22 protein-coding genes are annotated in these 26414 nt (G+C 69.1%); 9 read left to right on the top strand and 13 right to left on the bottom strand.

Going from position 1 to position 26414, the window contains the following annotated elements; genetic code table 11:
* The first annotated feature begins 147 nt into the window (after positions 1–147).
* A complete protein-coding gene (gene rnk / locus IDM45_RS07720; protein WP_209422319.1) occupies positions 148–555 on the top strand; it encodes a nucleoside diphosphate kinase regulator in 408 nt (135 codons plus the stop codon).
* A 92-nt stretch (positions 556–647) separates the two neighbouring features.
* On the opposite strand, the gene IDM45_RS07725 is transcribed toward rnk, so the two are convergent.
* The 6 genes from IDM45_RS07725 to IDM45_RS07750 all read right to left on the bottom strand — a co-directional run bounded on the left by IDM45_RS07725 (position 648) and on the right by IDM45_RS07750 (position 7303).
* Positions 648–1601, bottom strand: a complete 954-nt coding sequence (locus IDM45_RS07725; RefSeq protein ID WP_209422320.1) for an NAD(P)H-dependent flavin oxidoreductase — start codon at positions 1599–1601, stop codon at positions 648–650.
* Positions 1602–1718: 117 nt separating this feature from the next.
* On the bottom strand, positions 1719–3509 hold the full coding sequence (locus IDM45_RS07730) for an acyl-CoA dehydrogenase (RefSeq protein ID WP_209422321.1): 1791 nt from the start codon (positions 3507–3509) through the stop codon (positions 1719–1721).
* Positions 3510–3609: 100 nt separating this feature from the next.
* Positions 3610–4542 (bottom strand): electron transfer flavoprotein subunit alpha/FixB family protein, encoded by a 933-nt coding sequence (locus IDM45_RS07735; RefSeq protein WP_209422322.1) that lies wholly within the window; start codon positions 4540–4542, stop codon positions 3610–3612.
* A gap of 24 nt (positions 4543–4566) precedes the next feature.
* A complete protein-coding gene (locus IDM45_RS07740; protein WP_209422323.1) occupies positions 4567–5322 on the bottom strand; it encodes an electron transfer flavoprotein subunit beta/FixA family protein in 756 nt (251 codons plus the stop codon).
* Between the two features lie 183 nt (positions 5323–5505).
* Entirely contained in the window at positions 5506–6324 is an 819-nt protein-coding gene (locus tag IDM45_RS07745) for an enoyl-CoA hydratase (protein WP_209422324.1), read from the bottom strand.
* Between the two features lie 19 nt (positions 6325–6343).
* Positions 6344–7303 (bottom strand): histone deacetylase family protein, encoded by a 960-nt coding sequence (locus tag IDM45_RS07750; protein WP_209422325.1) that lies wholly within the window; start codon positions 7301–7303, stop codon positions 6344–6346.
* Positions 7304–7342: 39 nt separating this feature from the next.
* Here IDM45_RS07750 and IDM45_RS07755 point away from each other — a divergent pair, with 39 nt between their 5' ends.
* The 3 genes from IDM45_RS07755 to IDM45_RS07765 all read left to right on the top strand — a co-directional run bounded on the left by IDM45_RS07755 (position 7343) and on the right by IDM45_RS07765 (position 11398).
* Positions 7343–8263, top strand: coding sequence for an AAA family ATPase (locus IDM45_RS07755; protein WP_209422326.1), 921 nt, complete (start codon positions 7343–7345; stop codon positions 8261–8263).
* Entirely contained in the window at positions 8263–9270 is a 1008-nt protein-coding gene (locus IDM45_RS07760; RefSeq protein WP_209422327.1) for a DUF58 domain-containing protein, read from the top strand. Before IDM45_RS07755 ends, IDM45_RS07760 begins: the two co-directional genes overlap by 1 nt.
* Before the next feature lie 100 nt (positions 9271–9370).
* Entirely contained in the window at positions 9371–11398 is a 2028-nt protein-coding gene (locus IDM45_RS07765) for a transglutaminase family protein (RefSeq protein ID WP_209424048.1), read from the top strand.
* 7 nt (positions 11399–11405) lie between these two features.
* On the opposite strand, the gene IDM45_RS07770 is transcribed toward IDM45_RS07765, so the two are convergent.
* The 7 genes from IDM45_RS07770 to IDM45_RS07800 form a co-directional block, all read right to left on the bottom strand.
* Positions 11406–12707: a branched-chain amino acid ABC transporter substrate-binding protein gene (locus IDM45_RS07770; RefSeq protein WP_209422328.1), complete on the bottom strand. Its 1302-nt coding sequence runs from the start codon at positions 12705–12707 to the stop codon at positions 11406–11408.
* Positions 12694–12933, bottom strand: a complete 240-nt coding sequence (locus IDM45_RS07775) for a hypothetical protein (RefSeq protein ID WP_209422329.1) — start codon at positions 12931–12933, stop codon at positions 12694–12696. Before IDM45_RS07775 ends, IDM45_RS07770 begins: the two co-directional genes overlap by 14 nt.
* A 97-nt stretch (positions 12934–13030) precedes the next feature.
* Positions 13031–13699, bottom strand: a complete 669-nt coding sequence (locus IDM45_RS07780) for a DUF2242 domain-containing protein (protein WP_209422330.1) — start codon at positions 13697–13699, stop codon at positions 13031–13033.
* A gap of 111 nt (positions 13700–13810) precedes the next feature.
* Positions 13811–14863, bottom strand: coding sequence for a tRNA (adenosine(37)-N6)-threonylcarbamoyltransferase complex transferase subunit TsaD (gene tsaD / locus IDM45_RS07785; RefSeq protein WP_209422331.1), 1053 nt, complete (start codon positions 14861–14863; stop codon positions 13811–13813).
* 32 nt (positions 14864–14895) lie between these two features.
* A complete protein-coding gene (locus IDM45_RS07790) occupies positions 14896–16038 on the bottom strand; it encodes a branched-chain amino acid ABC transporter substrate-binding protein (protein WP_209422332.1) in 1143 nt (380 codons plus the stop codon).
* Between the two features lie 160 nt (positions 16039–16198).
* Positions 16199–16636, bottom strand: a complete 438-nt coding sequence (locus IDM45_RS07795; RefSeq protein ID WP_209422333.1) for a CBS domain-containing protein — start codon at positions 16634–16636, stop codon at positions 16199–16201.
* Positions 16637–16924: 288 nt separating this feature from the next.
* Positions 16925–17587, bottom strand: a complete 663-nt coding sequence (locus IDM45_RS07800; protein WP_209422334.1) for a DUF937 domain-containing protein — start codon at positions 17585–17587, stop codon at positions 16925–16927.
* Positions 17588–18056: 469 nt separating this feature from the next.
* Between IDM45_RS07800 and IDM45_RS07805 the strand changes: the two genes are divergently transcribed.
* From IDM45_RS07805 to IDM45_RS07825, 5 genes are all read left to right on the top strand, one after another.
* Positions 18057–19271, top strand: a complete 1215-nt coding sequence (locus IDM45_RS07805) for an efflux RND transporter periplasmic adaptor subunit (protein ID WP_232654184.1) — start codon at positions 18057–18059, stop codon at positions 19269–19271.
* Between the two features lie 6 nt (positions 19272–19277).
* Positions 19278–22430, top strand: coding sequence for an efflux RND transporter permease subunit (locus IDM45_RS07810; RefSeq protein ID WP_209422336.1), 3153 nt, complete (start codon positions 19278–19280; stop codon positions 22428–22430).
* Positions 22427–24016, top strand: a complete 1590-nt coding sequence (locus IDM45_RS07815) for a TolC family protein (RefSeq protein ID WP_209422337.1) — start codon at positions 22427–22429, stop codon at positions 24014–24016. The genes IDM45_RS07810 and IDM45_RS07815 overlap by 4 nt, the downstream gene beginning before the upstream one ends.
* A gap of 170 nt (positions 24017–24186) precedes the next feature.
* A complete protein-coding gene (gene cobA / locus IDM45_RS07820) occupies positions 24187–24987 on the top strand; it encodes a uroporphyrinogen-III C-methyltransferase (RefSeq protein ID WP_209422338.1) in 801 nt (266 codons plus the stop codon).
* 172 nt (positions 24988–25159) lie between these two features.
* Complete coding sequence (locus IDM45_RS07825; RefSeq protein WP_232654181.1) at positions 25160–26359, top strand: ABC transporter substrate-binding protein; 1200 nt, start codon at positions 25160–25162, stop codon at positions 26357–26359.
* The last annotated feature ends 55 nt before the right edge of the window (positions 26360–26414 follow it).

Consider the following 26414-nt stretch of genomic DNA (forward strand, 5'->3'; position numbering starts at 1 on the left):
GCATTGCGCCCAAGGCGCCCCCCACAGCACCTTGCCCAGGCCCGGACAACCCCGTTGCCCGGGCTTTTGTCCGTCTGGCAAGCTGCCCTGGAGCGCCGCCGCGCGTCCCCACCATCCGAACAACCACCACCCGAAAGGGAGCCCATCATGCTGCGCAAACCCGCCATCACCCTGTCGTCCCTGGACATGGATCGCATCGAGGCCTTGCTGGACAAAAGCACCACGCCCTTCCCGGGCCGCGACCAACTGGAGGCCGAACTCGACCGCGCCGACGTGCTCGACCCCAAGGACATGCCGCCCAACGTGGTGACCATGAACTCCACCGTGCAGTTCACCATCCTGGAGACGAAAAAAAGCAGCACCCTGACCCTGGTCTATCCCCGGGAGATGGATGGCTCGGGCGACAAGGTGTCCATCTTTGCCCCCGTGGGCATCGCCCTGCTGGGCCTGGCCGTGGGCGACGAGTTCGAGATGCCCAGCCCCACCGGCCAGGTCACGGTGCGGGTCGATTCGATCACCTTCCAGCCCGAGAGCGCAGGCGAGCTGCACCGCTGACACCCCCGCACCGCCCTGCGGCGGGCCGCAAAAGAAAAGGCAGCCGAGGCTGCCTTTTCTTGTTCATGCACCGGGCCGCTGACCGGGAGCGATCAACCCAGCGCCAGGCGCTTTCTGGCGGCCTGGTACTCGCGCCCCAGGCGCTCGACCAGCTCGGCGGCAGGAACGATTGCGTCCACAGCGCCAATGCCCTGGCCGCAGCCCCAGATGTCCTTCCAGGCCTTCTTGGCGTCGCCGCCGAAGTTCATCTTGCTCGGGTCGGACTCGGGCAGGTTGTCCGGATCCAGCCCGGCGGCGCGGATCGATGGCGCCAGGTAGTTGCCGTGTACACCGGTGAACAGGTTGCTGTAGATGATGTCGTCCGAAGTGCCTTCGACGATGGCCTGCTTGTAGGCCTCCTGCGCGCGCGCCTCGTGCGTGGCGATGAAGGCCGAGCCGATGTAGGCGAAGTCGGCTCCGCAAGCCTGCGCGGCCAGCACGGCATCGCCCGTGGCAATGGCACCCGACAGCGCCAGCGGGCCATCGAACCACTGGCGGATTTCCTGCACCAGCGCAAACGGGCTCTTGACGCCGGCGTGCCCGCCCGCACCAGCGGCCACGGCGATCAGGCCGTCGGCGCCCTTGTCGATGGCCTTGTGCGCAAACTTGTTGTTGATGATGTCGTGCAGCACCACGCCGCCCCAGCCGTGTACGCCCTGGTTCACGTCCTCGCGTGCGCCCAGGCTGGTGATGACGATGGGCACCTTGTACTTGGCGCAGACCTGCATGTCGTGCTCCAGCCGGTCGTTGCTCTTGTGGACGATCTGGTTGATGGCGAACGGTGCCGAAGGCCGTTCCGGGTTGGCCTTGTCCCAGGCGGCCAGGGTTTCGGTGATCTCGGCCAGCCAGTCGTCGAGCTGCGCCGCCGGACGGGCGTTGAGCGCCGGCATGGAGCCGACGATGCCGGCCTTGCACTGCTCGATCACGAGCTGGGGGTTGCTGATGATGAACAGCGGCGAGCCAATGATGGGCAGGCGCAGCTTTTGCAGGACGGGCGGCAAGGGCATGGAGTCTCCAGGGGGTTGGTAAGGCACGGGTGTGCTGGTTTTTTCAATGAAAACAGCCGCCAGCCCTTGCCAGGCAAGCGCTGACAGCTATCTTTTCCATAGTTCCGGCAGGGGTGGTCAGAACGCTTCGAGCGGCAGTGCCATGACGCTGGCACCGCCCTGCACGATTTCGGCCTGCAGCGCCGGCACCTTGACCAGGATGTGCTCGGCGTAGAACTGCGCAGTGGCGATCTTGGCCTGCATGAAGGCCACGTCCTGTCCCTCGGAGGACAGCTTTTGCGCCACCAGCAGCGCGCGCGCCATCTGCCAGCCGGCCACCAGGTTGCCCGTCAGCATCAGGTAGGGCACGCTGCCGGCGAACACGGCGTTGGGGTCGGATTTGCCCTGGGCAACGACGAAGTCCACCACTTCCAGGAAGGCCTGGCGCGCGGCCTGCAGGCGCGTGGCCATGCTGGCTGCGGCAGGGCTGCTGCTTTGGCGCAGCTCACCCTCGGTCTTTTCGATCTGCGCGGCGATGGCGCGCGCCGACTGGCCGCCGTCGCGCCCAGTCTTGCGGCCCACCAGGTCATTGGCCTGGATGGCCGTCGTGCCCTCGTAGATGGGCAGGATGCGGGCGTCGCGGTAGTACTGGGCGGCGCCGGTTTCCTCGATGAAGCCCATGCCGCCATGCACCTGCACGCCCAGGGACGTGACCTCCAGGCTCATCTCGGTGGAAAAGCCCTTGACCAGTGGCACCATGAACTCGTAAAAGGTGGCGTTGTCCTTGCGCGCCTGGGCGTCCGGGTGGTGGTGCGCGGCGTCATAGGCGGCGGCAGCCACCGTGGCCATGGCGCGGCAGCCTTCGGTATAGGCGCGCATGGTCATCAACATGCGGCGCACGTCGGGGTGGTGGATGATGGTGGCGCTGCCCGCCACCGAGCCATCGACCGGACGGCTTTGCACGCGCTCGCGGGCGTAGGCGACGGCGTGCTGGTAGGCGCGCTCGGCCACGGCGATGCCCTGCACGCCCACGGCGTAGCGCGCGGCATTCATCATGATGAACATGTATTCGAGGCCACGGTTTTCCTCACCGACCAGGTAGCCCACGGCACCGCCATGGTCGCCGAACTGCAGCACCGCCGTGGGCGAGGCCTTGATGCCCAGCTTGTGCTCGATGGACACGCAATGCGCGTCGTTGCGCGCACCCAGCGAGCCGTCGGCATTGACCAGGAACTTGGGCACGACGAACAGGCTGATGCCCTTGACGCCCTCGGGCGCACCGGCCACGCGCGCCAGCACCAGATGGACGATGTTCTCGGCCATGTCGTGCTCGCCGTAGGTGATGAAGATCTTGGTGCCGAAGATCCTGTAGGTGCCATCGGGCTGGGCATCGGCGCGTGTGCGCACCAGCGCCAGATCCGAGCCGGCCTGGGGCTCGGTCAGGTTCATGGTGCCAGTCCACTGGCCGGAGATCAGCTTTTCCAGGTAGGCGGCCTTGAGTTCATCACTGCCGGCGGTGAGCAGCGCCTCGATGGCGCCATCCGTCAGCAGCGGGCACAGGGCAAAGCTCAGGTTGGCGCTGTTGAGCATTTCCACGCAGGCCGCGCCGATGGTCTTGGGCAGGCCCTGACCGCCGAAGTCCTGCGGATGCTGCAGGCCCTGCCAGCCGCCTTCGGCAAACTGGGCAAAAGCCTCCTTGAAGCCCGGCGTGGTGCTGACCTGGCCGTCCTTCCAGGTGGACGGGTTGAGGTCGCCGGCAACGTTCAGCGGCGCCACCACGCCCTCGTTGAAACGCGCGCACTCTTCCAGCACGGCAGCGGCAGTGTCCAGGCCGGCATCCTCGAAGCCGGGCAGCTGGGCAACCTGCTCGATCCCTGCCAGATGCTCGATGGCAAACAGCATGTCCTTGACGGGGGCGGTGTAACTCATGGGGAACCTCGGCGAACGCAAAACGCGAAAAAGGGTGGGAAGAAGTCAAAAAGTCAAAAAAAAGGCATCGCAAGCGATGCCTTGAGGGCGGCAGGCCGGTTTACAGCGCCTTGATCAACTCGGGCACGGCCTCGAACAGATCGGCCTCCAGGCCGTAGTCGGCCACGCTGAAGATGGGCGCTTCCGCATCCTTGTTGATGGCCACGATGACCTTGGAGTCCTTCATGCCCGCCAGGTGCTGGATGGCCCCGCTGATGCCCACGGCGATGTACAGCTGGGGCGCCACGATCTTGCCGGTCTGGCCGACCTGCAGATCGTTGGGCGCGTAGCCGGCATCGACTGCGGCGCGGCTGGCGCCGATGGCCGCGCCCAGCTTGTCGGCCAGCGGCGTGAGCACGGCCTGGAACTTCTCGGCGCTGCCCAGCGCCCGGCCACCGGAGACGATGACCTTGGCGGCGGTGAGCTCGGGGCGGTCGCTCTTGGTGACTTCGCGGCCCACGAAGGCGCTTTTGCCAGAGTCCTGCACGGCGTCGATCCTGTCCACGCTGGCGCTGCCGCTGCTTGCATCGGCGGCATCAAAGCCGGTGCCGCGCACGGTGATGACCTTGACGCTGTCCACGCTTTGCACGGTGGCGATGGCGTTGCCGGCGTAGATGGGGCGCTCGAAGGTGTCGCTGCTGACCACCTTGGTGATGTCGCTGATTTGCGCCACGTCCAGCTTGGCGGCCACGCGCGGCGCGACGTTCTTGCCGCTGGCGGTGGCCGGGAACACGATGTGGCTGTAGTGGCCGGCAATTTGCAGCACTTGGGCAGCGACGTTCTCGGCCAGCGCGTCCTTGAGGCTGGCGCCGTCGGCCAGCAGTACCTTGGCGACGCCGGCAATTTTTGCCGCAGCGTCGGCGGCGGCCTGGGCGTTCTCGCCAGCGACCAGCACGTGGACGTCGCCGCCGCAGGCAGCGGCGGCGGTGACGGCGTTGAGCGTGGCGCTCTTGAGGCTTTGGTTGTCGTGTTCGGCAATGACGAGTGCTGTCATGTCTTGTGTCCTTGTCCTTATCCCTTAGATGACCTTGGCTTCGCCGCGCAGCTTGGCCACCAGCGTGGCCACGTCGGGCACCTTGACGCCAGCGCCGCGCTTGGCCGGCTCGGCCACCTTGAGTGTCTTCAGGCGCGGGGCGACATCGACGCCCAGCTCTTCGGGCTTGAGCGTCTCGAGGGGCTTTTTCTTGGCCTTCATGATGTTGGGCAGCGTGACGTAGCGCGGCTCGTTGAGGCGCAGGTCGGTGGTGACCACCGCCGGCAGCGACAGCTGCACGGTCTCCAGCCCGCCATCGACTTCGCGCGTGACGCTGGCCTTGCCGTCGGCCACTTCCACTTTGCTGGCGAAGGTGCCCTGGGGCAGCTCGGCCAGCGCGGCCAGCATCTGGCCGACTTGGTTGGCGTCGTCGTCGATGGCCTGCTTGCCCAGGATGATCAGCTGGGGCTGCTCCTTGTCCACCACGGCCTTGAGCAGCTTGGCCACCGCCAGCGGCTGCAGCTCGGCGTCCGCCGGCGTCTCCACCAGGATGGCCCGGTCGGCGCCGATGGCCATGGCGGTGCGCAGCGTCTCCTGCGCCTGCGCCACCCCGCACGAGACGGCGATCACTTCCGTGACCACGCCCTTTTCCTTCAGGCGAACCGCCTCCTCCACGGCGATCTCGTCAAAGGGGTTCATGCTCATCTTGACGTTGGCCGTGTCCACACCGCTGCCATCCGATTTCACCCGGACTTTCACGTTGTAGTCCACCACGCGCTTGACGGGGACCAAGACCTTCATTGCTGCGGCTCCTAGAAATGCTGGTTGTTGATGAATTGACGTTTACGTAAACCCGCCTGATTTTATGTCGCACCGCAGCAGAAAGCGGCGCCCCACAAAAACGAACGATCGTGCTTTTTGCCGATTATGCCAGCGCAACCCTGCCAGGTCGAGAGCTGTCTGGCAGGTGCGCGACTGTGCGTTTCAGCCGCCGTGCGCGGCCTTCCAGGCGGGCTGGCGCTTTTCGGCAAAGGCGCGCGCGCCCTCCTGGGCGGCGTCGTCCATCATGTTCGTGGCCATGGCCTGGCCAGCCAGCTGGTAGGCGGCATCCAGCCCCAGCTCACGCTGCTGATAGACCAGCGCCTTGCCCATGGCAATCGCCACCTGGGGCTTTTCCACGATGGACTGCACCAGCGCCTCGATCTCGGCATCCAGCCGGCCCGGGGCCACGACGCGGTTGACCAGGCCTTCGGCCAGCGCCGTCTGGGCATCGATGAAGTCGCCCGTGAGCAGCATCTCCATGGCGCGCTTGGCCGGCACGTTGCGCACCAGCGGCACGCTGGGCGTGGAGCAGAACAGGCCGTAGTGAATGCCGCTGGTGGCAAAACTCGATTCATAGGTAGCCACCGCCAGGTCGCACTGGGCGACCAGCTGACAGCCCGCCGCCGTGGCCATGCCGTGTACGCGCGCGATCACCGGCACCGGCAGCTTGTGGATGCTCAGCATGACACGGCTGCACTGGCCAAACAACTGCTGGTACCACGCCAGGTCGGGGTTGGCCGCCATGTCCTTGAGGTTGTGCCCGGCGCAGAACGCCTTGCCATTGGCGGCCAGCACCACGGCGCGCGCCTCGTCGTCGTGCGCCACTTCATCGAGCGCGTGCTGCAGCGCGTCCAGCATCTCGCTGCCCAGGGCGTTGAAGCGCCGGGGGTCGTTGAGCGTCAGGGTATAGACGCCGCGCGCATCGCGCTCGGCCAGCACCAGGGGCGGGCGCTCGGTCTGTGTCATGGTGGGTGGGGTCATGGGTTCCTCGTGCATCACATCACAGATCGGCCAGCACGCGCAGATGCGCCTCCACGCTGCGCGCCAGCGGCCCCATCATGTAGCCGCCCTCCAGGCAGGAGACGATGCGGTTGTTGGCAAAGCGCCGCGCCACGTCCTTGATGCGCATAGTGATCCAGGTGTAGTCCTGCTCGGTCAGGCCGAGCTGGCCCATGTCGTCCTCGCGGTGCGCGTCGAAGCCGGCGCTGATGAAGATCATCTCCGGCTCAAAGGCCTCCAGGCGCGGCATCCACATCATCTCGATGATGTCGCGCACGTCCATGCCCCGGGTGTAGGCGGGCACGGGCACGTTGAGCATGTTCTCGGCCGGATTCTGGTCGCCGCTGAAGGGGTAGAAGGGGTGCTGGAAGATACCCACCATCAGCACCCGCGGGTCGCCCGAGAGGATGTTTTCCGTGCCGTTGCCATGGTGTACGTCGAAGTCCACCACCGCCACGCGCTTGAGGTTGTGGCGCTCCAGCGCGTATTTGGCCGCCACGGCCACGTTGTTGAAGAAGCAAAAGCCCATGGACTTGCCCCGCTCGGCATGGTGGCCGGGCGGGCGCACGCTGCAAAAGGCGTTCTCCAGCTCGCCGCTCATGACCGCATCGGTGGCTGCCAGGGCCGCGCCCGCCGAGCGCAGCGCCGCCGTCCAGGTGTGGCGGTTCATGGCGGTGTCGGTATCGATCTGCGCGTGCGCCGGGCCGCCGGCGTCCTCCTCCTCGATCAGGCGCAAATTCAGGCCGCGCAGCGCCGCAACGTACATGCGGTCGTGCGCCAGCTCGATGTCATTGAGCGAAGCCAGTGGCGCCTCGCGCCGATCCAGGCAGTCGGCCACGCCAGTGACCAGCAGCCGGTCTTCGATGGCATCGAGCCGCGCCGGGCATTCGGGGTGGCCCGCGCCCATGTCATGTTTCCAGCAATCTCTGTGGGTGTAATAGCCCGTCCTGCCCGTAGTCATTGTTCAAGCCCCCTTGTATTTTTCGGCTAACGTCGCGCCATGCATGTACACCACAAGATCAAGGCGCTCCTGGATCAGCTTAACACGGTGATCGTGGGCAAAAAGGCGCAGGTGCAGGACTGCGTGGCCTGCCTGCTGGCGGGCGGCCACCTGCTGATCGAGGACGTTCCCGGCGTCGGCAAGACCACGCTGGCGCACGCCCTGGCGCGCACTTTCGGGCTGCAGTTTGCCCGCGTGCAGTTCACCGCCGATCTGATGCCCAGCGACCTGACCGGCGTGTCGGTCTATGAGCGCGCCAGCCAGTCCTTCGTCTTCCACCCCGGCCCGGTCTTCACCCAGGTGCTGCTGGCCGACGAGATCAACCGCGCCAGCCCCAAGACGCAAAGCGCGCTGCTCGAAGCCATGGAGGAAAAGCAAGTCTCCATCGAAGGCACGACGCGCAACCTGCCCGAGCCGTTCTTCGTCATCGCCACGCAGAACCCGCATGACCAGCTGGGCACCTACGCCCTGCCCGAGAGCCAGCTCGACCGCTTTCTGATGCGCATCTCGCTGGGCTACCCCGACCGCGCCGCCGAGCGCCTGCTGCTGGCCGGGCACGACCGGCGCGACATGGTCGACAGCCTGCAGCCGCTGCTGAGCGTGCCCGAGCTGGCGGCGCTGCAGCAGCAGGTGCTAGCCGTGCACGCCGCCGAGCCGCTGCTCAACTACGTGCAGGACTTGATCGCCGCGACCCGCTCGGGCCGCTGGTTCCTGCAGGGCCTGTCGCCGCGCGCCGGCATCGCCCTGATGCGCGCGGCCAAGGCGCAGGCGCTGGTGCAGGGGCGCGACTACGTGGCACCCGACGACGTGCAGGCCATCCTGGCGCAGACCGTGGCGCACCGCCTGGTGCCCGTGGGCGACGCCGGGCGCGGCGCCGCCGAGCAGGTGCGCGCCATGGTCGAGGCCGTGCCCCTGTCGTGATGGCTGCCACGTCAGCCGCCTCCACCTTGCGCGGCCCGCGCACCGCCCTGGCCGCGCGCTGGCAGCGCTGGTGGCAGGCCCGATTGCCGCGCACCGACACCCTGGAGCTGACCCAGCGCAACCTCTACATCCTGCCCACCGCCTCCGGCTGGATGCTGGCGCTGACGCTGCTGGTGCTGCTGGTGGCGTCCATCAATTTCCAGCTCAACCTGGGCTATGTGCTGACCTTTCTGCTGGCCGGCAGCGCTGCCGCCAGCGTCCACGTCTGCCACGGCACGCTGCGCGGGCTGACGCTGCACCTGCTCGCGCCCGAGCCGCAATTCGCCGCCAGCGCCGCCGTGCTGGAGGTGCAACTGCACAGCACGCGCCGGCGCCCGCGCCGCGCCATCGCCCTGGCCGTGCGCGGCAGCGGCCAGCCCGAGCAGTGGGCGCTGGCCGATGTGCCCGCCGGCGGCAGCAGCACGGTGCAGATCGCCTTTGCCCCGCAGCGGCGCGGCCTGCACGAGCTGCCCACGCTGACGGCGCAGACGCTGTACCCGCTGGGCGCCTTCCGCGTCTGGACGCTGTGGCGGCCGGCTGCCCAGCTGCTGGTCTATCCGCAGCCCGAGACCCACCCGCCGCCCCTGCCGGTGGGTGCGCCGCGCGCCGGCAGCGGCGCCAGCGCCAGCCAGCAGGGCAGCGGCGAGTTCGACGGCGTGCGCGCCTGGCGCCAGGGCGACACGCTGCGCCAGGTGGTCTGGAAGAAAGCCGCCAGCGTACTGGCCAGCGGCAGTGGCGAGCTGGTCAGCCGCGATGCCCAGCGCAGCCAGAGCCTGGAGCTGTGGCTGGACGCCGCCGCCACCGGCCTGGCCGACCCCGAGGCGCGGCTGGCACGGCTGGCCGCCTGGGTGCTGCAGGCCGACCGGCTGGGCCTGGAATATGGCCTGCGCCTGCCGGGCCGGCACATCGCACCGGACAGCGGAGCCGCCCACCGCCGCGCCTGCCTGGAGGCACTGGCACTGTGCTGAGAATATCAGTCAAATACGGCCCAAACCCAATGCAGGCAAGCGCTGTCAGCTATGCTTTTGATACTACAGACATGCTGACGACATGCAGGAAGGCGCAGCCATGAGCCTGCCGGCCACCCTCGCCGCCCTGCCGCGCGATACGCGCGACACGCTGTTCCTGCTGCTGGTCATCGCCCTGTGCGTGGCGCCGCTGATCGGCCACATCCCGCCCTGGGCCAGTGCGCTGACCGGCGTGCTGCTGCTGTGGCGCGGCCTGCTGGCCTGGCGCGCGCGGCCCCTGCCCGGGCGCTGGCTGCGCGTGCTGCTGCTGGTGCTGGCGGTGGTGCTGACCTTTCTGCGTTTTCGCACCATCGTCGGCTACGAAGCCGGGGTGACCTTCATCGTCATGCTGCTGGCGCTCAAGACCCTGGAGCTGCGCGCCCGGCGCGACGCCATGGTCATCTTCTTCCTGGGCTTCTTCACCCTGGTGGCCAATTTCTTCTTCTCGCAGTCACTGCCCACGGCGCTGGCCACGCTGGTGGCGCTGCTGGGCCTGCTCACCGCCCTGGTCAACGCCCACATGCCGGTGGGCCGCCCGCCGCTGACCGAGGCGCTGCGCACCGCCGGCTGGATGGCACTGCTGGGCGCGCCGGTCATGCTGGCGCTGTTCCTGTTCTTTCCACGCCTGCCGCCGCTGTGGGGCGTGCCTGCCGACATGGCCAGCGGGCGCAGCGGCCTGTCGGCGCAGATGCGCGTGGGCAGCGTGGCGCAGCTGGCGCTGGACGACAGCATTGCCCTGCGCGTGCGCTTCGATACCCCGGGTGGCCAGCCGCCGCCGCAAAGCGAGCTGTACTTTCGCGGCCCGGTGCTGACGGTCTTCGATGGGCAGGAGTGGCTGGCGCTGTCGCGGCCCGAGGCCCAGGCCCTGGTGTGGGCGCACCCTGCTCCGGCGCAACTGCAGGTGCGGGGCCAGGGCCTGCCCTACGAGGTCACGCTGGAGCCCAGCCACCGGCCCTGGCTGCTGGTGCTGGACGCAGCCGAGCAGCCGCCTGAGCTGCCCGAGGGCTTTCGCGCCTTCATGACGCCCGAGCTGCAATGGCTGACCTCGCGCCCGGTGACCAGCGTGCTGCGCTACCGCGCCAGCAGCCACCTGCAGTTCAGCCACGGCCCGCGCCAGAGCACGCGCGTGCTGCAGCCCTATCTGCAGCTGCCGCAGAACCTGAACCCGCGCACGCTGGAGCTGGCGCAGCAGCTGCACCCGCCGGGCGGCGCGCCGCAGGACTTCGTGCAGGCCGCGCTGGCCCGCCTCAAGACCGGCGGCTACCGCTACACGCTGGAGCCGGGCATCTATGGCACGCACACCGCCGACGAATTCTGGTTCGACCGCAAGGAGGGCTTTTGCGAGCACATCGCTTCGGCCTTCGTGGTGCTGATGCGCGCTGGCGGCGTGCCGGCGCGCATCGTGACCGGCTACCAGGGCGGGCAGATGAACAACGTGGACGGCTACTGGACAGTGCGCCAGAGCGACGCCCACGCCTGGTCGGAGGTCTGGCTGGAGGGGCGCGGCTGGCTGCGCGTCGATCCCACGGCCTCGGTCTCGCCCGACCGCATCGGCCTGCCGCTGCGCCTGCAGCCGGCGCGCGGCGCGCTGGGCAGCGCCATGGCGGGGGTGGTCAGCCTGAGCGCGCTGCAGCACCTGCGCGCCGTGTGGGAGGCGACGAACAACCGCTGGAACCAGTGGGTGCTCAACTACACGCAAGAGCGCCAGCTCGGCCTGCTGCAGGAGCTGGGGCTGCAGACGCCCGACTGGCGCGACCTGGTGCGCGTGCTGGGCATTCTGGCGGCGCTGGCCGCCGGCCTGGGCGCGGCCTGGGCAGCCTGGCAGCGCCAGCGGCACGACCCCTGGCAGCGCCTGCTGACGCGCACCCGCCAGCGCCTGGCACGCAGCGGCCTGGGCCTGCCGGCGCACCTGCCGCCGCGCGCCATGGCGCAGCAGGCGCTGGCGCATTTCGGCGCCCCGGCCCAGCCGCTGGCGCAGTGGCTGCTGCGCCTGGAGCAGGCCCGCTACGCGCCCCAGCCCCGCCAGGCCCTGCCACAGCTGCGCCGGCAATGGCGGCGTCTGCGCTGGCCCGGGCAGCGCACGGCTTGAGCCAGCCTCAGGGCCGCACCATGCGGCAGCTGGTCGGCATCCGCGCCTGCTCGGCGCTGATCTGGCGCACCACGCGAAAGCCGTAGCCCGAGCCTTCGACATCGAACTGCACGCCCGGCGCGCCCAGCCGATCCATGACGCCGACCACCAGCTGCTGCTGGAACTGGTGATCCACGGCGCGCATCCGGCCATGCTGGCCGGCCAGGGAGACATCCGCCCCCTCCAGCGCCCGCGCCACAGCCAGGGCCTCGGTGCTGCCGGCGCGCTCGATGGCCTGGGCCAGCGCCTCGACCATGAGCTGCATCCGCATATGCACATAGTCATCGCGCGGGTCGGGGAAGCGCTCGCGAAACGAGCGGTAGAAGGCCGCGCTGGCGGCAGTGGGCATGTTGGGCAGCCAGTCGGCCACGGCAACGACCTTGCCCACGCCGGCCTCGCCCAGCGCCGCCGGCGCGCCCAGGGCGTTGCCATAGAAGGTGTAGAACATGCCGCTCCAGCCGACCTCGCGCGCCGCCTTGACCAGCAGCGTCAGGTCGTTGCCCCAGTTGCCGGTGATGACGGCCTGCGCGCCGCTGGCCTTGATCTTGACGGCGTAGGGCGCGAAGTCCTTGATGCGGCCCACGGCGTGCAGCTCCTCGCCAGCGATGGCGACATCCGGGCGCAACTGACCGAGTTGGCGCCGCGCCTCGCGCAGCACCGCCTGGCCGAAGCTGTAGTCCTGCCCGATCAGATAGACCTGGGACAGGCTGGCATCCTCGCGCAGCACGTCCATCAGCGCCGCCATGCGCATGTCGGCGTGGGCGTCGAAGCGAAAGTGCCAGAAGCTGCATTTGTCATTGGTCAGGCTGGGTTCGACCGCCGAGTAGTTCAGCAGCAGCACGCGCTTGTCCGGCTCGCGCTGGTTGTGCTTGTTGATGGCCTCGACCAGCACCGAGGCGATGGCCGAGGAGTTGCCCTGCAGGATGACGCGCGCGCCGTCGTCGATGGCCGCACGCAGCGCCGACAGCGCCTCCTCGCTGGAGCCCTTGCTGTCGTAGCGTGCCAGCTGCAGGGGCCGGGCGCCTGCGGCAGCGGCGGGCAGCGGCACGCCGCCGCGCGCATTCACCCGCTCCACGGCCCAGGCGATATTGCGAAACACGGCCTCGCCGGTGTTGGCAAAACTGCCCGACAGGCTTTCCACCAGGGCCAGCCTGATGGGCTGGCCGCCCTGGGCCGATGCAGCCCGTAGCAGGCCTGGCCAGAGAGCCGAACCAGAGGCCAGCGCAGCAGCACCAGCCCGGAGAACAAGACGACGATCAGGAAAGATCATGACAAATCACTGCAAAAGAAAGCTCATGAAAAGCAAATGGCGCATGGAGCGCCGGGTCAGCAGTGATTGTGAAAGCCCGCACCGGGCTTTTGCACGCCTTGCGGCAAATAAATCCGACCTGCACCAAGTGTCGGTAAAAACAGGCAAATGATCCTATTTTTAAAGACAAATGACGCATCTTGCCGGCAAAAGAATGGTTTTTGACCACCGCAGGAGGCAATTCCACCATCAGCAGCCAACTGACGCGCCTACGCCGTCAAAAGCAGTCAAAAGACGGCAGGAAACCGACAGAAAGGCTGGTTTTCTAGGCAACGGCGGCAGTCCTACCGCTCCCGGCTGTCCCGGGGCACGGCCTCGCGCTCGTGCAGGGGAGTCTGGCTGGCCAGCGGGCGCACCACGGCCCCGCTGGCAGCGGGCAGCACCCGCACATAGCGCTCGAAGAGCTGGAAGAAGCTGGCGTAGAAGCGCGCATCGCTGATGGTTTCGCTGCCCACCTTGACCAGGTTGTCCTCGGTGGCGCTGAAGGGCAGCGAAACCGAGCCCAGCCCGCCCACGCCCAGCGAGGCCGAGTTGTTGACCTTCTTGATGACGTAGCGATCCTGCACGGCGCTGGCAAAGGCCGAGGCGCGCCCGTCCTGGCCATCTTCGGCAGCGCAGACCACGCGCATCTCCACCGTGTAGTGCGTGTCGGCAGTGGGTTGGTAGAACTTGCGCGCCGTGACCAGCTCGGGGCTGGCCGACTGCACCACATAGCCCTGGCTGAGCAGGGCGCGGCGCGCTGCCTCGCAGGTCTGCTCCTGCGAGGCCAGGATGTGGCGCATGTAGATGCTGGCGCTGTCGAAATCGTTGGGCGTGAAGGCCGGCAGCGGGCGATCCAGGCCGGAGACACTCTCGGGCAGGGCAGCACAGCCACCCAGCAGGATCAATATGAGGGGCGCGGCACGCCGCAGCGGGAAGTGGGCAGGCAGTACAGGGCGGTTCAGGCAGGACATGGATGTCATCGGCAACGGGATGCGACGCCGATTGTGCGTCCTGCCGACCTGCCCGGCAGTTTTCAGGCCTCTGCTTTTGCTATTTTAAATATAGCTTCCAGCGCTTGCCAGTCAATGGTTTGAGGCCGAAATGGCATCCAATGCCCAGCGCGGCTTGACATCGAACTGGTAGTCGCGCTGGGGCTGCGCCAGGCCAGCCTGCACGCGCATGGCGGCGGCCATGGCGATCATGGCGCCGTTGTCGGTACACAGATGCAGCTCGGGGTAATGCACGCGCACGCCGCGCTGCGCGCACGCTGCATCGAGCTGGGTGCGCAGTTGCCGGTTGGCGCCCACGCCGCCGGCCACCACGACGCGCTGCAGCCCAGTGGCATCCAGCGCCTTCAAGGTCTTCCTGACCAGCACCTCGACGATGGCGGCCTGCGTGCTGGCGGCCAGGTCGGCGCTGCGCTCAGGCAGTTGCGCGCCCAGTTTGCGCGCCTGGGTCAGCACGGCGGTCTTGAGGCCGGCAAAGGAAAAATCCAGGTCGCCGCTGTGCAGCAGCGGACGGGGCAACTTGAAGGCGCGCTCGTCGCCTTTTTCTGCCAGCCGCGCCAGCGCCGGCCCGCCAGGGTAGCCCAGGCCCAGCAGCTTGGCCGACTTGTCGAAGGCTTCGCCGGCGGCGTCGTCGATGGTCTCGCCCAGCAACTCGTAGCGGCCCACGCCATCGACGCGCATGAGCTGGGTGTGGCCGCCCGAGACCAGCAGCGCGACGAAGGGAAATTGCGGCGGGTCGGCGCTCAGGAAGGGCGACAGCAAATGCCCTTCCAGGTGATGCACGCCCAGCACCGGGCGATCGAGCGCTGCCGCCAGCGCGCAGGCCACGCCGGCGCCCACCAGCAGCGCGCCGGCCAGGCCCGGCCCGCGCGTGTAGGCCACCAGATCGACCTGGGCCAGCGTGCAGCTGGCCTGCTGCAGCACATGGCGGGTCAGCGGCAGCACGCGGCGGATGTGGTCGCGGCTGGCCAGCTCGGGCACCACGCCGCCGTAGGCCTGATGCATCTCGATCTGGCTGTGCAGGGCGTGCGCCAGCAGTTCGGGCGTGCGCCCCGGCGCGCTGGTGCGCACCAGGGCCACGCCGGTTTCGTCGCAGGAAGATTCAATGCCCAGGATCAGCTCGCTCATGGCGGCGAGTGTAGGGCCTGCATCCAGGGCGCCTACCAGCGATCCGAGCGCATGCGCAAGTCCCAGCTGCCCCGGCGCAGCTCATAGACGCCGACGGCGCCATAGCGCTGCTCGCCGCGCTCGTCCCAGGTCATGGTGCCGGTCACCGGCGCGTAGCCGTTGAGGCCATGCAGTGCCTTGGTGATGTCCTCGGGGTTGGCCGAGCCGGCCTTGCGCATGGCCTCGCTGACCACATACATGGCGTCATAGGTGTAGTGGCCGCCGTAGGCCGGGGGTTTCTGGAAGGCGGCGATGTACTTTTGCAGGAACTGCTGGCCGGTGGTGAATTCGGTGACGTCGAGCACTGGCGAGGTGGCATAGATCTCATCGATCAGCCCGGCGCCCTGGATCATGCTGGCCGTCTTGACCAGATCGCCACCCAGCAGCGCCATGCGGGTGTGGCCGATCCTGGCCAGCTCCTGCAGCAACGCCAGAACCTGGAAGTCATTGAGCGTGCATACCAGCGCACCCACCTGCGCCTGCTTGAGCTTGCCTGCCAGCTCGGCGAAGTCCACCGTCTTGTCGTCCAGGCTCTGGCGCAGGGTGATGTCCTTCTTCGCTTTCTGCAGCTCGGCAGCAGCGCCATCGGCCAGACCCTTGCCGTAGGGCGTGCCGTCATCGACCACAGCATAGCCGGAGCCGCTGACCTGGGTGGCGGCAAAGTTGCCGATGGCGCGCGCCTGCAGCGCATCGTTGGCGACGATGCGCAAGGTGGTCGGCAGGCCCAGCTGGGTGATCTTCGGGTTGGTCGAGATGATGAGCTGCGGCACATGCCTGGCCGCATAGACCGGCGCAGCCTCCAGGCTGACGCCCGAGTTCAGGTGGCCAATGACGGCAGCTACACCGGCCTCGACCAACTGCTGCGCCACCGCGCGCCCGGTAGCGGCATCGGCCTTGTCGTCTTGCGCCAGCACTTCCAGCGTGACGCGCTTGCCGCCCACCGAATAGCCCGCCGCGTTCAGCTCCTTGACCGCCAGCTGCACGCCGTTGAGCAGATCCTGCCCCAGCGCCGCCAGCGGCCCGGACAGGGGCTGTGCCACGCCGATCCGGACGGTGTCGGGCACCTTGCTGCAGCCGCCCAGCCAAATGCCCGCACCCAGGGCCGCAGCGCCCGTGGCAAAACGGCGCCTATCCATGCTGTGAGTCACTCCCTACCTCCTTGTACATATGTGGTCATGGCCGCCAGGCATCGGTCGGCGCCGGGCAGCGGGTTTCGGCAAGCCAACGAAAAACACCACAGGATACGCCCGCAGGCCGGGGCATCCGGTGGTGTCGGCGCAGGCACGGGCGAGAAAATCAGCGCCCGGTGATGTATTGCTCCATCTGCTCGATGATGAAGCGCTGCTGCGAGATCACGCTCTTGACCAGGTCGCCGATGGATACCAGGCCCAGCAGCGCACCCTCCTCGTCAACCACGGGCAGGTGGCGCAGGCGGTTTTCCGTCATCAGCGCCATGCACTGCTCGCTGCTCTGCCCTGGCCGCACGAAGCGCACGGCGTGGGTCATGACCTCGCGCACCGGCGTGTCGCCCGAGGCGCGCCCGTGCAGCACCACCTTGCGGGCGTAGTCGCGCTCGGTGAAGATGCCGACGATGGCGCCGTCCTGCAGCACCAGCAGCGCCCCTATGCCCTTGTCGGCCATGAGCTGCAGCGCCGCGAGCACGCTGTCCGACGGGGCGACGCTGTAGATCTGGGCGTCGGGCTTGGTTTTCAGGATTTCTGCAACAGTTGTCATGAGTGAAGACCTCCCGGTGGCTGTAGAGAACGAAGGGCAGACTTGCAAGGCGCAGTGTTAACCGGACAGGGCCGCCAACGCAACCGGCTGCGAACCCTAGGAGGCTGTCGGACTTGGAATTCGTCGGCTGCAAATCGACCGCAGCGGCCCATTTTTTACCGTCTTTTTGCCCAATAGCTCGGCTATTGGGCTGCAAATCCAGCAAAAACTGTGCTCGCTGGGGCCGATTTTCGCTATCGACGCTCCAAGTCCGACAGCCTCCTAGGAGCCTGGCGCGGCAGCGCTCGTTCAGCGCCGCCCGCCCAGCAAGCCGGCGCCGAGTTTGAGCAAGTCGCCCAGATCGACCCGGCCATTGCCATCCTGGTCGAGCACGCGCGTGAGCAGGTCGGCGGCCGGGGCGTTGGCCTGGCGCGTGTGCGCCTGCTCGCGCCCCAGCAGGCTGCCCAGGCCGTCGGCGCCCAGGCCAGCGCCGCGCACGCGCTGCGCCAGAAAGGCCATGACAATGGGCGCCAGCAACTGCAGGAACTGGCCGGCATGGCTGCCCAGGCCGCTGGCCTGGCCCAGGCCGGTCTCGGCCTGCGCTCGCGCGCCGCCCAGGATGTGGCCCAGGATGGCCGCGCCATCGCCCAGCGGGCCAGCGCCGCCCGGGCGGCCAGCGGCCATGCCGCCCAGCACCGAGCCCAGGAGGCCACCCAGATCCAGCCCGGCAGCAGGCTGCGGCATGTGGTCGCGCTGCAGCGCCTGCAGCAGATCCTGCGCGCCCTGCGGCTGCTGGGCATTGCGCCCCAGCGCCCCCAGCAGCAGGGGCACGGCCAGGGCGGCGGCGCTGCGCGCCTGCTCGGGAGCTATGCCGAGCTGGCCGGCAATCTGCGCCAGCGGCTGGCCCTGCAGATGCTGCATGAGCTGCTCGGTCAGGGGGAGGGTGTTGGTGTTGTCAACAGAGGTGTTCATGGTCAGGCCCTGGAGATGCATCGGTGCCGCATGGTAGGCGCGCCGCGCCCCCGATCTGCCAATCCGGCCACAGCCAGCACGAATGTTGACGAAGCAACCCACTTGTCTTGATATCCTTTTGATAGCTGACAACGCTTGCCAGACAAGGGCTTGAGCCGCTTTTTGCATAAATTTCAGGCATATCGGTGGCATTTTCCTGCCCACGAGCGCCACCCGCAGGCACCAGGGCCGGATCGTGTAAAGAAGGATGAAGCCCGCCGGCAGTGGCAGCCTGCCAGGCCGGAGCGTGCGACAGTACGGCCTTTTGCCCGCCAGCCTACAGCCCGCCCCGGGCTGCTGCCCTCGCCTCCAGCCATCCATGACCCCAGAGACCTCAGCCAGCACGGTTGCACCGCCCCTTGCCAAGCTCGCTCACTCCGGCACCCGCCGGCCCGGCAAGGCTTTTCTTGCCCCAGGGCGGATCGCAGGCATGGCGCTGCTGGGTCTGCTCATGGCCCTGGCTGGCTGCCAGCCGAGCGGCAAGAGCGCGGCCGCACCAGCCGCGCAGGCCGCCCCGGAAGTGGGCGTGCTGCAAATCCAGCCCGAGCGCCAGACCCTCACCACCGAGCTACCCGGGCGCACCAGCGCCTCCCTGTCCGCCGAGATCCGCCCGCAGGTCGGCGGCATCGTGCAAAAGCGCCTGTTCACCGAGGGCAGCAACGTGCGCGCCGGGCAGGCGCTGTACCAGCTCGACGCCGCCAGCTTCGAGGTCGCCCTGGCAGCCGCCGAGGCGCAGTTGGCCAAGGCGCGCACGCTGCTGGCCAGTGCCGAGACCAACGCCCGGCGCAATGCCGAGCTGGTCAGGATCGACGCCATCAGCCGCCAGGTCTTCGACGACAGCCAGGCCGCCGCCGCGCAGGCCAAGTCCGAAGTCGCCGTGGCCAGCGCCGCCGTGCAGGCCGCGCGCATCAACCTGGGCTACACGCGCATCAAGTCGCCCATTGCCGGGCGCACCAGCACTTCCACCGTCACCCCGGGCGCGCTGGTCACGGCCCACCAGGCGGCGGCGCTGACCACGGTGACGCAGACCGATCCGCTGTACGTGGACATCACCCAGACCAGCGCCGAGCTGCTGCGCCTCAAGGCCGACCTGGCCAGTGGCCGCATCCAGCGCATCGACGATGGCCAGGGCGGCCAGGATGGCGCAGCGCGCGTGAGCATCAGGCTCGACGACGGCAGCACCTACGCCCACGCGGGGCGGCTGCAGTTTGCCGGCGTGCAGGTCAACCCCGCCACCGGCGCCATCACGCTGCGCGCCGTGCTGCCCAACCCGGACGGCCTGCTGATGCCCGGCATGTACGTGCGCGCGCTGCTGGAGACCGGCACGCGCGAGCAGGCGCTGCTGGCGCCGCAGCAGTCCGTCACACGCGACCCGGCGGGCAATGCCAGCGTGCTGGTGGTCACGCCCGAGAACAAGGTCGAGCGCCGGCGCATCGTCACCGGCGCCGCCGTGGGCGAGCGCTGGGAGGTGCTCTCGGGCCTGAGCGCGGGCGAGCGCGTGCTGGTCGATGGCAGCCAGCGCGTGCGCCCGGGCGATGCCGTGCGGCCCGTGCCCTGGACGCCGTACCAGCGCAGCAACGGCGCAGGGGATGGCGCAGCCCCGGCCAGCGCCCCCGCCGCCCCATCCGCGCAACCGGCCCGCTGACGCGCCATGGCCCAGTTCTTCATCAACCGCCCGGTCTTTGCCTGGGTGCTGGCCATCGTCACCATGCTGGCCGGCGCGCTGTCGATCTTCACGCTGCCGCTGGAGATGTACCCCGACATCGCCCCGCCGCGCGTGACCATCAACACCACCTACACCGGCGCCTCGGCCGAGACGGTGGAAAACTCCGTCACCCAGGTCATCGAGCAGCAGCTCAAGGGCCTGGACAACCTGCTGTACATGCAGTCCACCAGCGACTCGGCGGGGCGCTCGCGCACCACGCTGACCTTTGCCCCCGGCGCCAACATCGACGTGGCCCAGGTGCAGGTGCAAAACAAGCTGCAGGGTGCGCTCAACCGCCTGCCCGACGCCGTGAAAAGCCGGGGCGTGTTCGTCAACAAGGGCGGGCAGGACTACCTGGTGACCTACGTCTTCACCTCGCCCGACCCGCATGTGTCGCAGGTCACCATCGGCGATTACCTGACCAGCAACGTAGTCGATGTCATCGCCCGCGTCGATGGCGTGGGCGATGTGACGGTGTTCGGCACCAACTACGCCATGCGCATCTGGATGGATCCGCAGCTGCTGGAAAAGTACGCGCTGATGCCCTCCGACCTGGTGGCCGCACTCAACGCGCAGAACGTGCAGGTCTCCGCCGGCCAGCTCGGCGCACTGCCCGCCGTGCCCGGGCAGATGCTCAACGCCACGGTGACGGCGCGCTCCAAACTGCAGACCGTGCAGGAATTCCAGGACATCGTGCTGCGCGCCCTGCCCGATGGCTCGGTGGTCACCATGGCCGACGTGGCGCGCGTGGCGCTGGAAGCCGACAACCTCACGGTGCGCTCCATCCTGAACGGCCAGCCCGGCGCCGGCCTGGGCATCGTGCTGGCCGACGGCGCCAACGCCATGCAGGTGGCTGATGCCGTGGCGGCCAAGATCGCCGAACTCGCGCCCTATTTCCCGGACGGCATCACCGGCTTCGTCAGCTCCGACAGCACGCCCTTTGTGCGCGCCTCGCTGCACGAGGTGGTCAAGACCCTGGCCGAGGCCATGCTGCTGGTCACCCTGGTCATGTTCATCTTTTTGCAGAACCTGCGCGCCACCTTGATCCCGGCGATTGCCGTGCCGGTGGTGCTGCTGGGCACGCTGGGTGTGCTGTCCGCCATGGGCTACTCCATCAACATGCTGACCATGTTCGCCCTGGTGCTGGCCATCGGCCTGCTGGTGGACGACGCCATCGTGGTGGTGGAAAACGTCGAGCGCGTGATGAGCGAGGAGGGCCTGCCGGCCAAGGAGGCCACGCGCAAGTCCATGCGCGAGATCACGCCGGCGCTGGTCGGCATCGGCCTGACGCTGTCGGCGGTGTTCATCCCGATGGCCTTCTTCGCCGGCTCGGTGGGCGTCATCTACCGGCAGTTCTCGGTGACCATCGTGGCGGCCATGGCGCTGTCGGTGTTCGTCGCGCTGACGCTCACGCCGGCGCTGTGCGCCACGCTGCTCAGGCCCATCGCCCACGGCAAGGCCGGGCGCACGCCGCGCCCGGGGGTGCTGGGCTGGGTGGATCGCTTCTTCAACGGCTTCAACCGGCGCTTCGATGCCAGCGCGGCGCGCTACCAGGGCGCGGTGGCGCGGCTGCTCGCGCGCACGCTGCGCATGGGGCTGTTGTTTGCCGTGGTGCTGGCAGCCGTGGCCATCATGTTCCGCACCCTGCCCACGTCGTTTCTGCCCAACGAAGACCAGGGCTTTGTGCGCGTCAACGTGACCCTGCCCTCGGGCGCCACCGATGCGCGGCTGGCCGATGTCATGGATCAGGTGCGGCTGTACTTCAAGGATCGGCCCGAGGTCTTCAGCACCAACGCCATCCTGGGCTTCAATGGCAACCAAAGCTCGGGCAGCATGTTCGTGCGCCTGAAGACCTGGGCCGAGCGCCCGCTGCCCAGCCAGTCCGCCGAATCGATCGCCCGCGCAGCCAACCAGGCGCTGGCCTCCATCCGCGATGCGCGCATCTTCGTCACCCTGCCGCCGCCGGTGCGCGGCCTGGGCTCCAGCGCCGGCATCAACTTCGTGCTCAAGGACTTGAACGGCCTGGGCCACGAGGCGCTGATGCAGGCCAAGGACGACATGATCGCCGCCGCACGCGAGGTGCCGCAGCTGGCCAACATGCGTACCACCGGCTTTGACGACACCTCGGAGCTGAAGGTGGAGGTGGACGACCGCAAGGCCGCCGCCCTGGGCCTGGCCACCGCCGACATCAACGGCGTGCTGTCCGCCGCCCTGGGCGGCAGCTACGTCAACGACTTCATCCACCAGGGCCGCGTCAAGCGCGTCTATCTGCAAGGCGATGCGCCGTATCGGATGCTGCCCCAGGACATCGGCCAATGGGCGGTGCGCAACCGTGACGGCGAGATGGTGCGCTTTGCCTCGTTCGCCACCACGGCGTGGAGCAGCGGCTCGCCCCAGCTCATGCGCTACAACGGCAGTCCGGCGCTGGAGATGGAGGCCAATACCGCCCCCGGCGCCAGCTCGGGCGACGCCATGGCTGCCGTCGAGGCCATCATGGCCAGGATGCCGCCGGGCATCGGCTTCGAGTGGACGGGCGCCTCGCTGCAGGAGCGCCAGTCCGGCTCGCAGGCGCCCATGCTGTACGCCGTGTCCATCCTGTTCGTGTTCCTGTGCCTGGCCGCGCTGTACGAGAGCTGGAGCGTGCCGGTGTCGGTCATGCTGGCCGTGCCGCTGGGCGTGATCGGTGCGCTCGTCGCCACCTATACGCGCGGCATGGCCAATGACGTGTATTTCCAGGTCGGCCTGCTGACCACCGTGGGCCTGGCGTCCAAGAACGCCATCCTGATCGTCGAGTTCGCCGTGCAGCTGCAGGAGCGCGGCGCCAGCCTGGTCGATGCCACGGTGCAGGCCGTGCGCCTGCGCCTGCGGCCCATTTTGATGACCTCGCTGGCCTTCGGCTTCGGCGTGCTGCCGCTGGCCCTGGGCAGCGGCGCGGGCGCCGGCGGGCGCCAGGCCATCGGCACGGCGGTGCTGGGCGGCATGGTGTTTTCCACGCTGCTGGGCATCTTCTTCGTGCCGGTGTTCTTCCTGGTGGTGCGCCGGCTGTTCACGCGCGGCAGTGCGCCTGCCGCTGCCCCATCCTCTTGTGCCACGCCATGACAGCGCTGCGTCTGCTCCCGCCCCTTCCCGCCCGCGCCCTGCGCCCGGCTTTGCGCGCTGCGCTGCTGGCGGCACCGCTGCTGCTGGGCGCCTGCACCTCGCTGGCGCCGCCGTACGAGACGCCAGCGCTGCCCGTGCCGGCCACCTTCGATGCGGCCACCGCAGACCCAGACCCGATAGCGCCGGCCTGGACGCCCAAGGGCCTGACCGCCCGCGAGTCCTTTGTGCTGGACGCGCGCCTGCGCACCCTGCTGGGCCTGGCGCTAGCGGACAACCGCGAACTGCGCGTGGCCATGCTGGCGGTGGAGCGCGCGCGCGCCCAGTACGGCATCGCCCAGGCCGAGCGCCTGCCCACCTTGAGCGCCGCCGCCAGCGCCAGCCGCACGCGCACAGCCGACGACCTGGCCGCTGCCGGGCGCGGCAACACGGCCAGCCTCTACAGCGCCAGCATCGGCCTGGCCAGTTGGGAGATCGACTTCTGGGGCCGCGTGCGCAACCTCAACGAAGCAGCGCTGCAGGACTTCCTGCGCAGCCAGGCCAGCCGCGACAGCGTGCGCGTGGCCCTGGCTGCCGAGCTGATGCTGGCCTGGCTGAACCTGGATGCCGACGCGCGCCGCCTGCAACTGGCGCGCGCCACCCTGGCCACGCGCGAACGTCAATTGGCATTGACGCAGCGCACGCACGAGCTGGGCGCCGCCTCGGGCCTGACGCTGGCGCAGGTGCAGACCACGGTGGACGGCGCGCGCGCCGACGCTGCCGCCTTCCAGGCGCAGGTGGCACGCGGGCGCAACGCGCTGGCACTGCTGGCCGGTCGCCCGGTGCCGGACAACCTGCTGCCGGCCAGCGTCAGCCAGCCACCGCCAGCGCCGGAGGGGCCAGACGGGCACAGCGCACAGAACGTACAGGAGACACAGGAGACACCCGATACGCAGCAGGCCGTCCCGCGCCTGCCCGAAGCGGCTGCACCCGCCACCGCCCTGCCCGCCCTGGCGGCGGGCGCGCCCTCGCACCTGCTGCTGGCGCGGCCCGACGTGCGCGCTGCCGAGCACACGCTGGCCGCCAGCCAGGCGCAGATCGGCGTGGCGCGCGCGGCCTTCTTCCCCTCCATCAGCCTGACGGCCAGCGCCGGCACGGCCAGCAACGCCCTGTCCGGCCTGTTCGCCGGCGGCAACGGCACCTGGAGCTTTGCGCCGCAGCTTCGCCTGCCGATCTTCGACGCCGGGCGCAACCAGGCCAATCTGCGCGTGGCCGAGGTGGCGCGCGAGACAGCCCTGGCGCAGTACGAGCGCGTCATCCAGGTGGCCTTTCGCGAGGTCATGGACGCCCTGGCCGAGCGCACCACGCTGGACGAGCGGCTGGCCGCGCAGCGCTCGCTGGTCGATGCCACGCAGCGCACGCTGGTGCTGTCGCAGGCACGCTTTCGGCTGGGCGCGGACAACTACCTGGCGGTGCTGGACGCCGAGCGCGCCCTGTACGCCGCACAGCACGGCCTGATCGCCCTGCAGCTGGCCGAGCAGGCCAACCGCGTGGCCCTGTACCGGGCGCTGGGCGGGCAGTGGCAGGTGGCTGCGGCAGATCGCGAGTGAATACAAACTATCTTATTGATAGCTGCCAGCGCTTTCCTGGCAAGGGTTTCGGGCATTTTTTATCTAAAATCTGACGCTGCAGAACCATATAACCCGGCGTCATCACGCGCGTCGCACAATCGGCCCCGCCTTCACTGGCGCTCCTCCACCGCCGAAAGACGAACGACGCCATGCAATCCACCCTCCACCCCTCTGCCGGCAGCTGCACCCTGGTGGGCGCCGGCCCGGGCGACCCCGAGCTGCTGACGCTCAAGGCCGTGCGCGCCATCGCTGCCGCCAGCGTGCTGCTGGTCGATGACCTAGTGGGCCAGGACATCGTCGCCCTGGCCAGCCCGGGCGCGCGCATCGTCCATGTGGGCAAACGCGGCGGTCGGCCCAGCACCTCGCAGGCCTTCATCGAAAAACTCATGGTGGCGCAGGTGCAGCGCGGCGAGCGCGTGGTGCGCCTCAAGGGGGGCGACCCCTTCATCTTTGGCCGTGGCGGCGAGGAGGTGCAGGCACTGCGCGCCGCCGGCATCGAGCCGGTGGTCATCAACGGCATCACCGCCGGCCTGGCCGGGCCGGCCAGTCTGGGCGTGCCGCTGACGCAGCGCGAACACGCCCAGGGCGTGCTGCTGCTGACCGGCCAGGGCCAGCCGGGCAGCGCCCCCACCGACTGGACGCTGCTGGGCGCGACGGCGCACCAGGCACGCCTCACGCTGGTCATCTACATGGGGATGCGCGGCGCGCAGGCCATCCAGGACGGCCTGCTGGCCGGCGGCCTGCCGGCACACACCCCGGTGGCCGTGGTGCAGCACGCCACGCTGGCGCACCAGCGCCAGGCGCTGACCACGCTGGCCGGACTGCACCAGAGCATCGTCCGCGAAGGACTGGCCAGCCCCAGCGTGATCGTCATCGGCGACGTGGTGCGCGGCGCGCAGGCGCTGGCGGATCGCGCCGCTGCGCCGCAGCCGCTGTGCATGGCTGGCTGAGAGCGTCGCGCACGCATCAGCACACCCGGGTTATTCCCCGCCCCGCAGCCGGGGACATGCCGGAACAATCGGCGCCCAGCCCGCTGGGGGGCCATGCTGGAGGTCTGCCACGGCCTGCCAGCCAGCCTGCATCCGGCCTCAACCTGCTCCCCGGGAGCTTCAGGAGACATGCGTGCCCACAGATCCACAGCGCGATTCATGCGCCTCCCCCGATGACGGCCGGCGCAGCGTGCTGCGTGGCGCGGCGGCCAGCGCCGCCGCCCTGCTGACCCTGCTGCATGTGCCGACGCTCATGGCGCAGACGGCGCGCTCCGGCGATGCGCGCGGCGACATCCTGGTGGGCCGCTCCACCGCCCTGAGCGGCCCGCTGGCACCCTTCCTGGTGCCCATCCACGAGGGGCAGGACGCCGCCGTGGCCGATTTCAACGCCCAGGGCGGCGTGGGCGGGCGCAAGGTGCGCCTGGTCACGCTCGACGATGGCTTCGAGGCCCAGCGCGCCCTGGACAACGCCCGCCAACTGGTCGAGCAACAGGGCGTGATCGCCCTGTTCAGCCAGGCCGGCACCTCCCAGGTCATGGGCCTACTGCCCTATCTGGAGCGCGCCCGCACGCCCCTGATTGCCGTCTATACCGGCAGCCCGGCGCCGCGCACTGCCGGCAGCGCCTGGCTGTTCACGACCAGCCCGAGCTATGTCGATGAGCTGCACCAGATCGTGCGCAACCTGGTCTCCATCCAGACCACGCGCATCGGCATCGCCTACGAGGACAACGAGTTCGGCAAGCTGACGCTGCCACTGGCCGAGCAGGCCATTGCCGCCGAGGGCGCCAGCATCGTCGGCACGCAGGCCGTGCGCAGCAAGGGCGACAACGCCGCCGACGCCGCCCGGGCGCTGGCGGCCAAGCAGCCCCAGGCGGTGCTGATGATCGCCGCCGGCCCGCCCGTGGTGGCCTATGTGCGCGCCCACCGGGCGCACGTCGGGGTGCCGCTGTACACGCTGTCGCTGGGCGCCGGGGCGCAGGTCATCCGCGCCCTGGGCGACGACGCGCGCGGCCTGGCCGTGGCACGCTCGACACCCTCGCCGCGCCGGGCCAATCTGCAGATCACGCGCGAGTTCCAGGCGTCCATGAAGCGCCACAACCTGGAAGCCGACTACGACCGCTATGTCGGCTATCTGGATGCGCGCGTGCTGCTGGAAGGCCTGCGCGCCGCCGGCCCTGCGGCCAGCAGCGGCGCCGAGGTGGCGCGCGCCATGGAGGGCCTGGGCCAGCTCGACCTGGGCGGCATGACCTACCGCTTCGGCCCCGGCCAGCGCCACGGCTCGCGCTACGTGGACATCGCCGTCATCGGCCCGGGCGGACAGTACCTGCGCTGAGGCCAGGCGCAGCGGCAGCGGCGCCTGGGCGACAATCGCCGCCCCTTGCACCACC

This window comes from Melaminivora jejuensis, from assembly GCF_017811175.1.
Classification (GTDB): Bacteria; Pseudomonadota; Gammaproteobacteria; order Burkholderiales; family Burkholderiaceae_C; genus Melaminivora; species Melaminivora jejuensis.

What these genes read in the sequence shown, in the direction of transcription:
- rnk (WP_209422319.1), top strand. Translation starts at nt 148, where the DNA reads ATGCTGCGCAAACCCGCCATCACCCTGTCGTCCCTGGACATGGATCGC.
- IDM45_RS07750 (WP_209422325.1), bottom strand. Translation starts at nt 7,303, where the DNA reads ATGACTACGGGCAGGACGGGCTATTACACCCACAGAGATTGCTGGAAA.
- cobA (WP_209422338.1), top strand. Translation starts at nt 24,187, where the DNA reads ATGCAATCCACCCTCCACCCCTCTGCCGGCAGCTGCACCCTGGTGGGC.
- IDM45_RS07760 (WP_209422327.1), top strand. Translation starts at nt 8,263, where the DNA reads ATGGCTGCCACGTCAGCCGCCTCCACCTTGCGCGGCCCGCGCACCGCC.
- IDM45_RS07795 (WP_209422333.1), bottom strand. Translation starts at nt 16,636, where the DNA reads ATGACAACTGTTGCAGAAATCCTGAAAACCAAGCCCGACGCCCAGATC.
- IDM45_RS07810 (WP_209422336.1), top strand. Translation starts at nt 19,278, where the DNA reads ATGGCCCAGTTCTTCATCAACCGCCCGGTCTTTGCCTGGGTGCTGGCC.
- IDM45_RS07800 (WP_209422334.1), bottom strand. Translation starts at nt 17,587, where the DNA reads ATGAACACCTCTGTTGACAACACCAACACCCTCCCCCTGACCGAGCAG.
- IDM45_RS07770 (WP_209422328.1), bottom strand. Translation starts at nt 12,707, where the DNA reads ATGATCTTTCCTGATCGTCGTCTTGTTCTCCGGGCTGGTGCTGCTGCG.
- IDM45_RS07805 (WP_232654184.1), top strand. Translation starts at nt 18,057, where the DNA reads ATGGCGCTGCTGGGTCTGCTCATGGCCCTGGCTGGCTGCCAGCCGAGC.
- IDM45_RS07765 (WP_209424048.1), top strand. Translation starts at nt 9,371, where the DNA reads ATGAGCCTGCCGGCCACCCTCGCCGCCCTGCCGCGCGATACGCGCGAC.
- IDM45_RS07725 (WP_209422320.1), bottom strand. Translation starts at nt 1,601, where the DNA reads ATGCCCTTGCCGCCCGTCCTGCAAAAGCTGCGCCTGCCCATCATTGGC.
- IDM45_RS07780 (WP_209422330.1), bottom strand. Translation starts at nt 13,699, where the DNA reads ATGTCCTGCCTGAACCGCCCTGTACTGCCTGCCCACTTCCCGCTGCGG.
- tsaD (WP_209422331.1), bottom strand. Translation starts at nt 14,863, where the DNA reads ATGAGCGAGCTGATCCTGGGCATTGAATCTTCCTGCGACGAAACCGGC.
- IDM45_RS07790 (WP_209422332.1), bottom strand. Translation starts at nt 16,038, where the DNA reads ATGGATAGGCGCCGTTTTGCCACGGGCGCTGCGGCCCTGGGTGCGGGC.
- IDM45_RS07740 (WP_209422323.1), bottom strand. Translation starts at nt 5,322, where the DNA reads ATGAAGGTCTTGGTCCCCGTCAAGCGCGTGGTGGACTACAACGTGAAA.
- IDM45_RS07755 (WP_209422326.1), top strand. Translation starts at nt 7,343, where the DNA reads ATGCATGTACACCACAAGATCAAGGCGCTCCTGGATCAGCTTAACACG.
- IDM45_RS07815 (WP_209422337.1), top strand. Translation starts at nt 22,427, where the DNA reads ATGACAGCGCTGCGTCTGCTCCCGCCCCTTCCCGCCCGCGCCCTGCGC.
- IDM45_RS07735 (WP_209422322.1), bottom strand. Translation starts at nt 4,542, where the DNA reads ATGACAGCACTCGTCATTGCCGAACACGACAACCAAAGCCTCAAGAGC.
- IDM45_RS07730 (WP_209422321.1), bottom strand. Translation starts at nt 3,509, where the DNA reads ATGAGTTACACCGCCCCCGTCAAGGACATGCTGTTTGCCATCGAGCAT.
- IDM45_RS07745 (WP_209422324.1), bottom strand. Translation starts at nt 6,324, where the DNA reads ATGACCCCACCCACCATGACACAGACCGAGCGCCCGCCCCTGGTGCTG.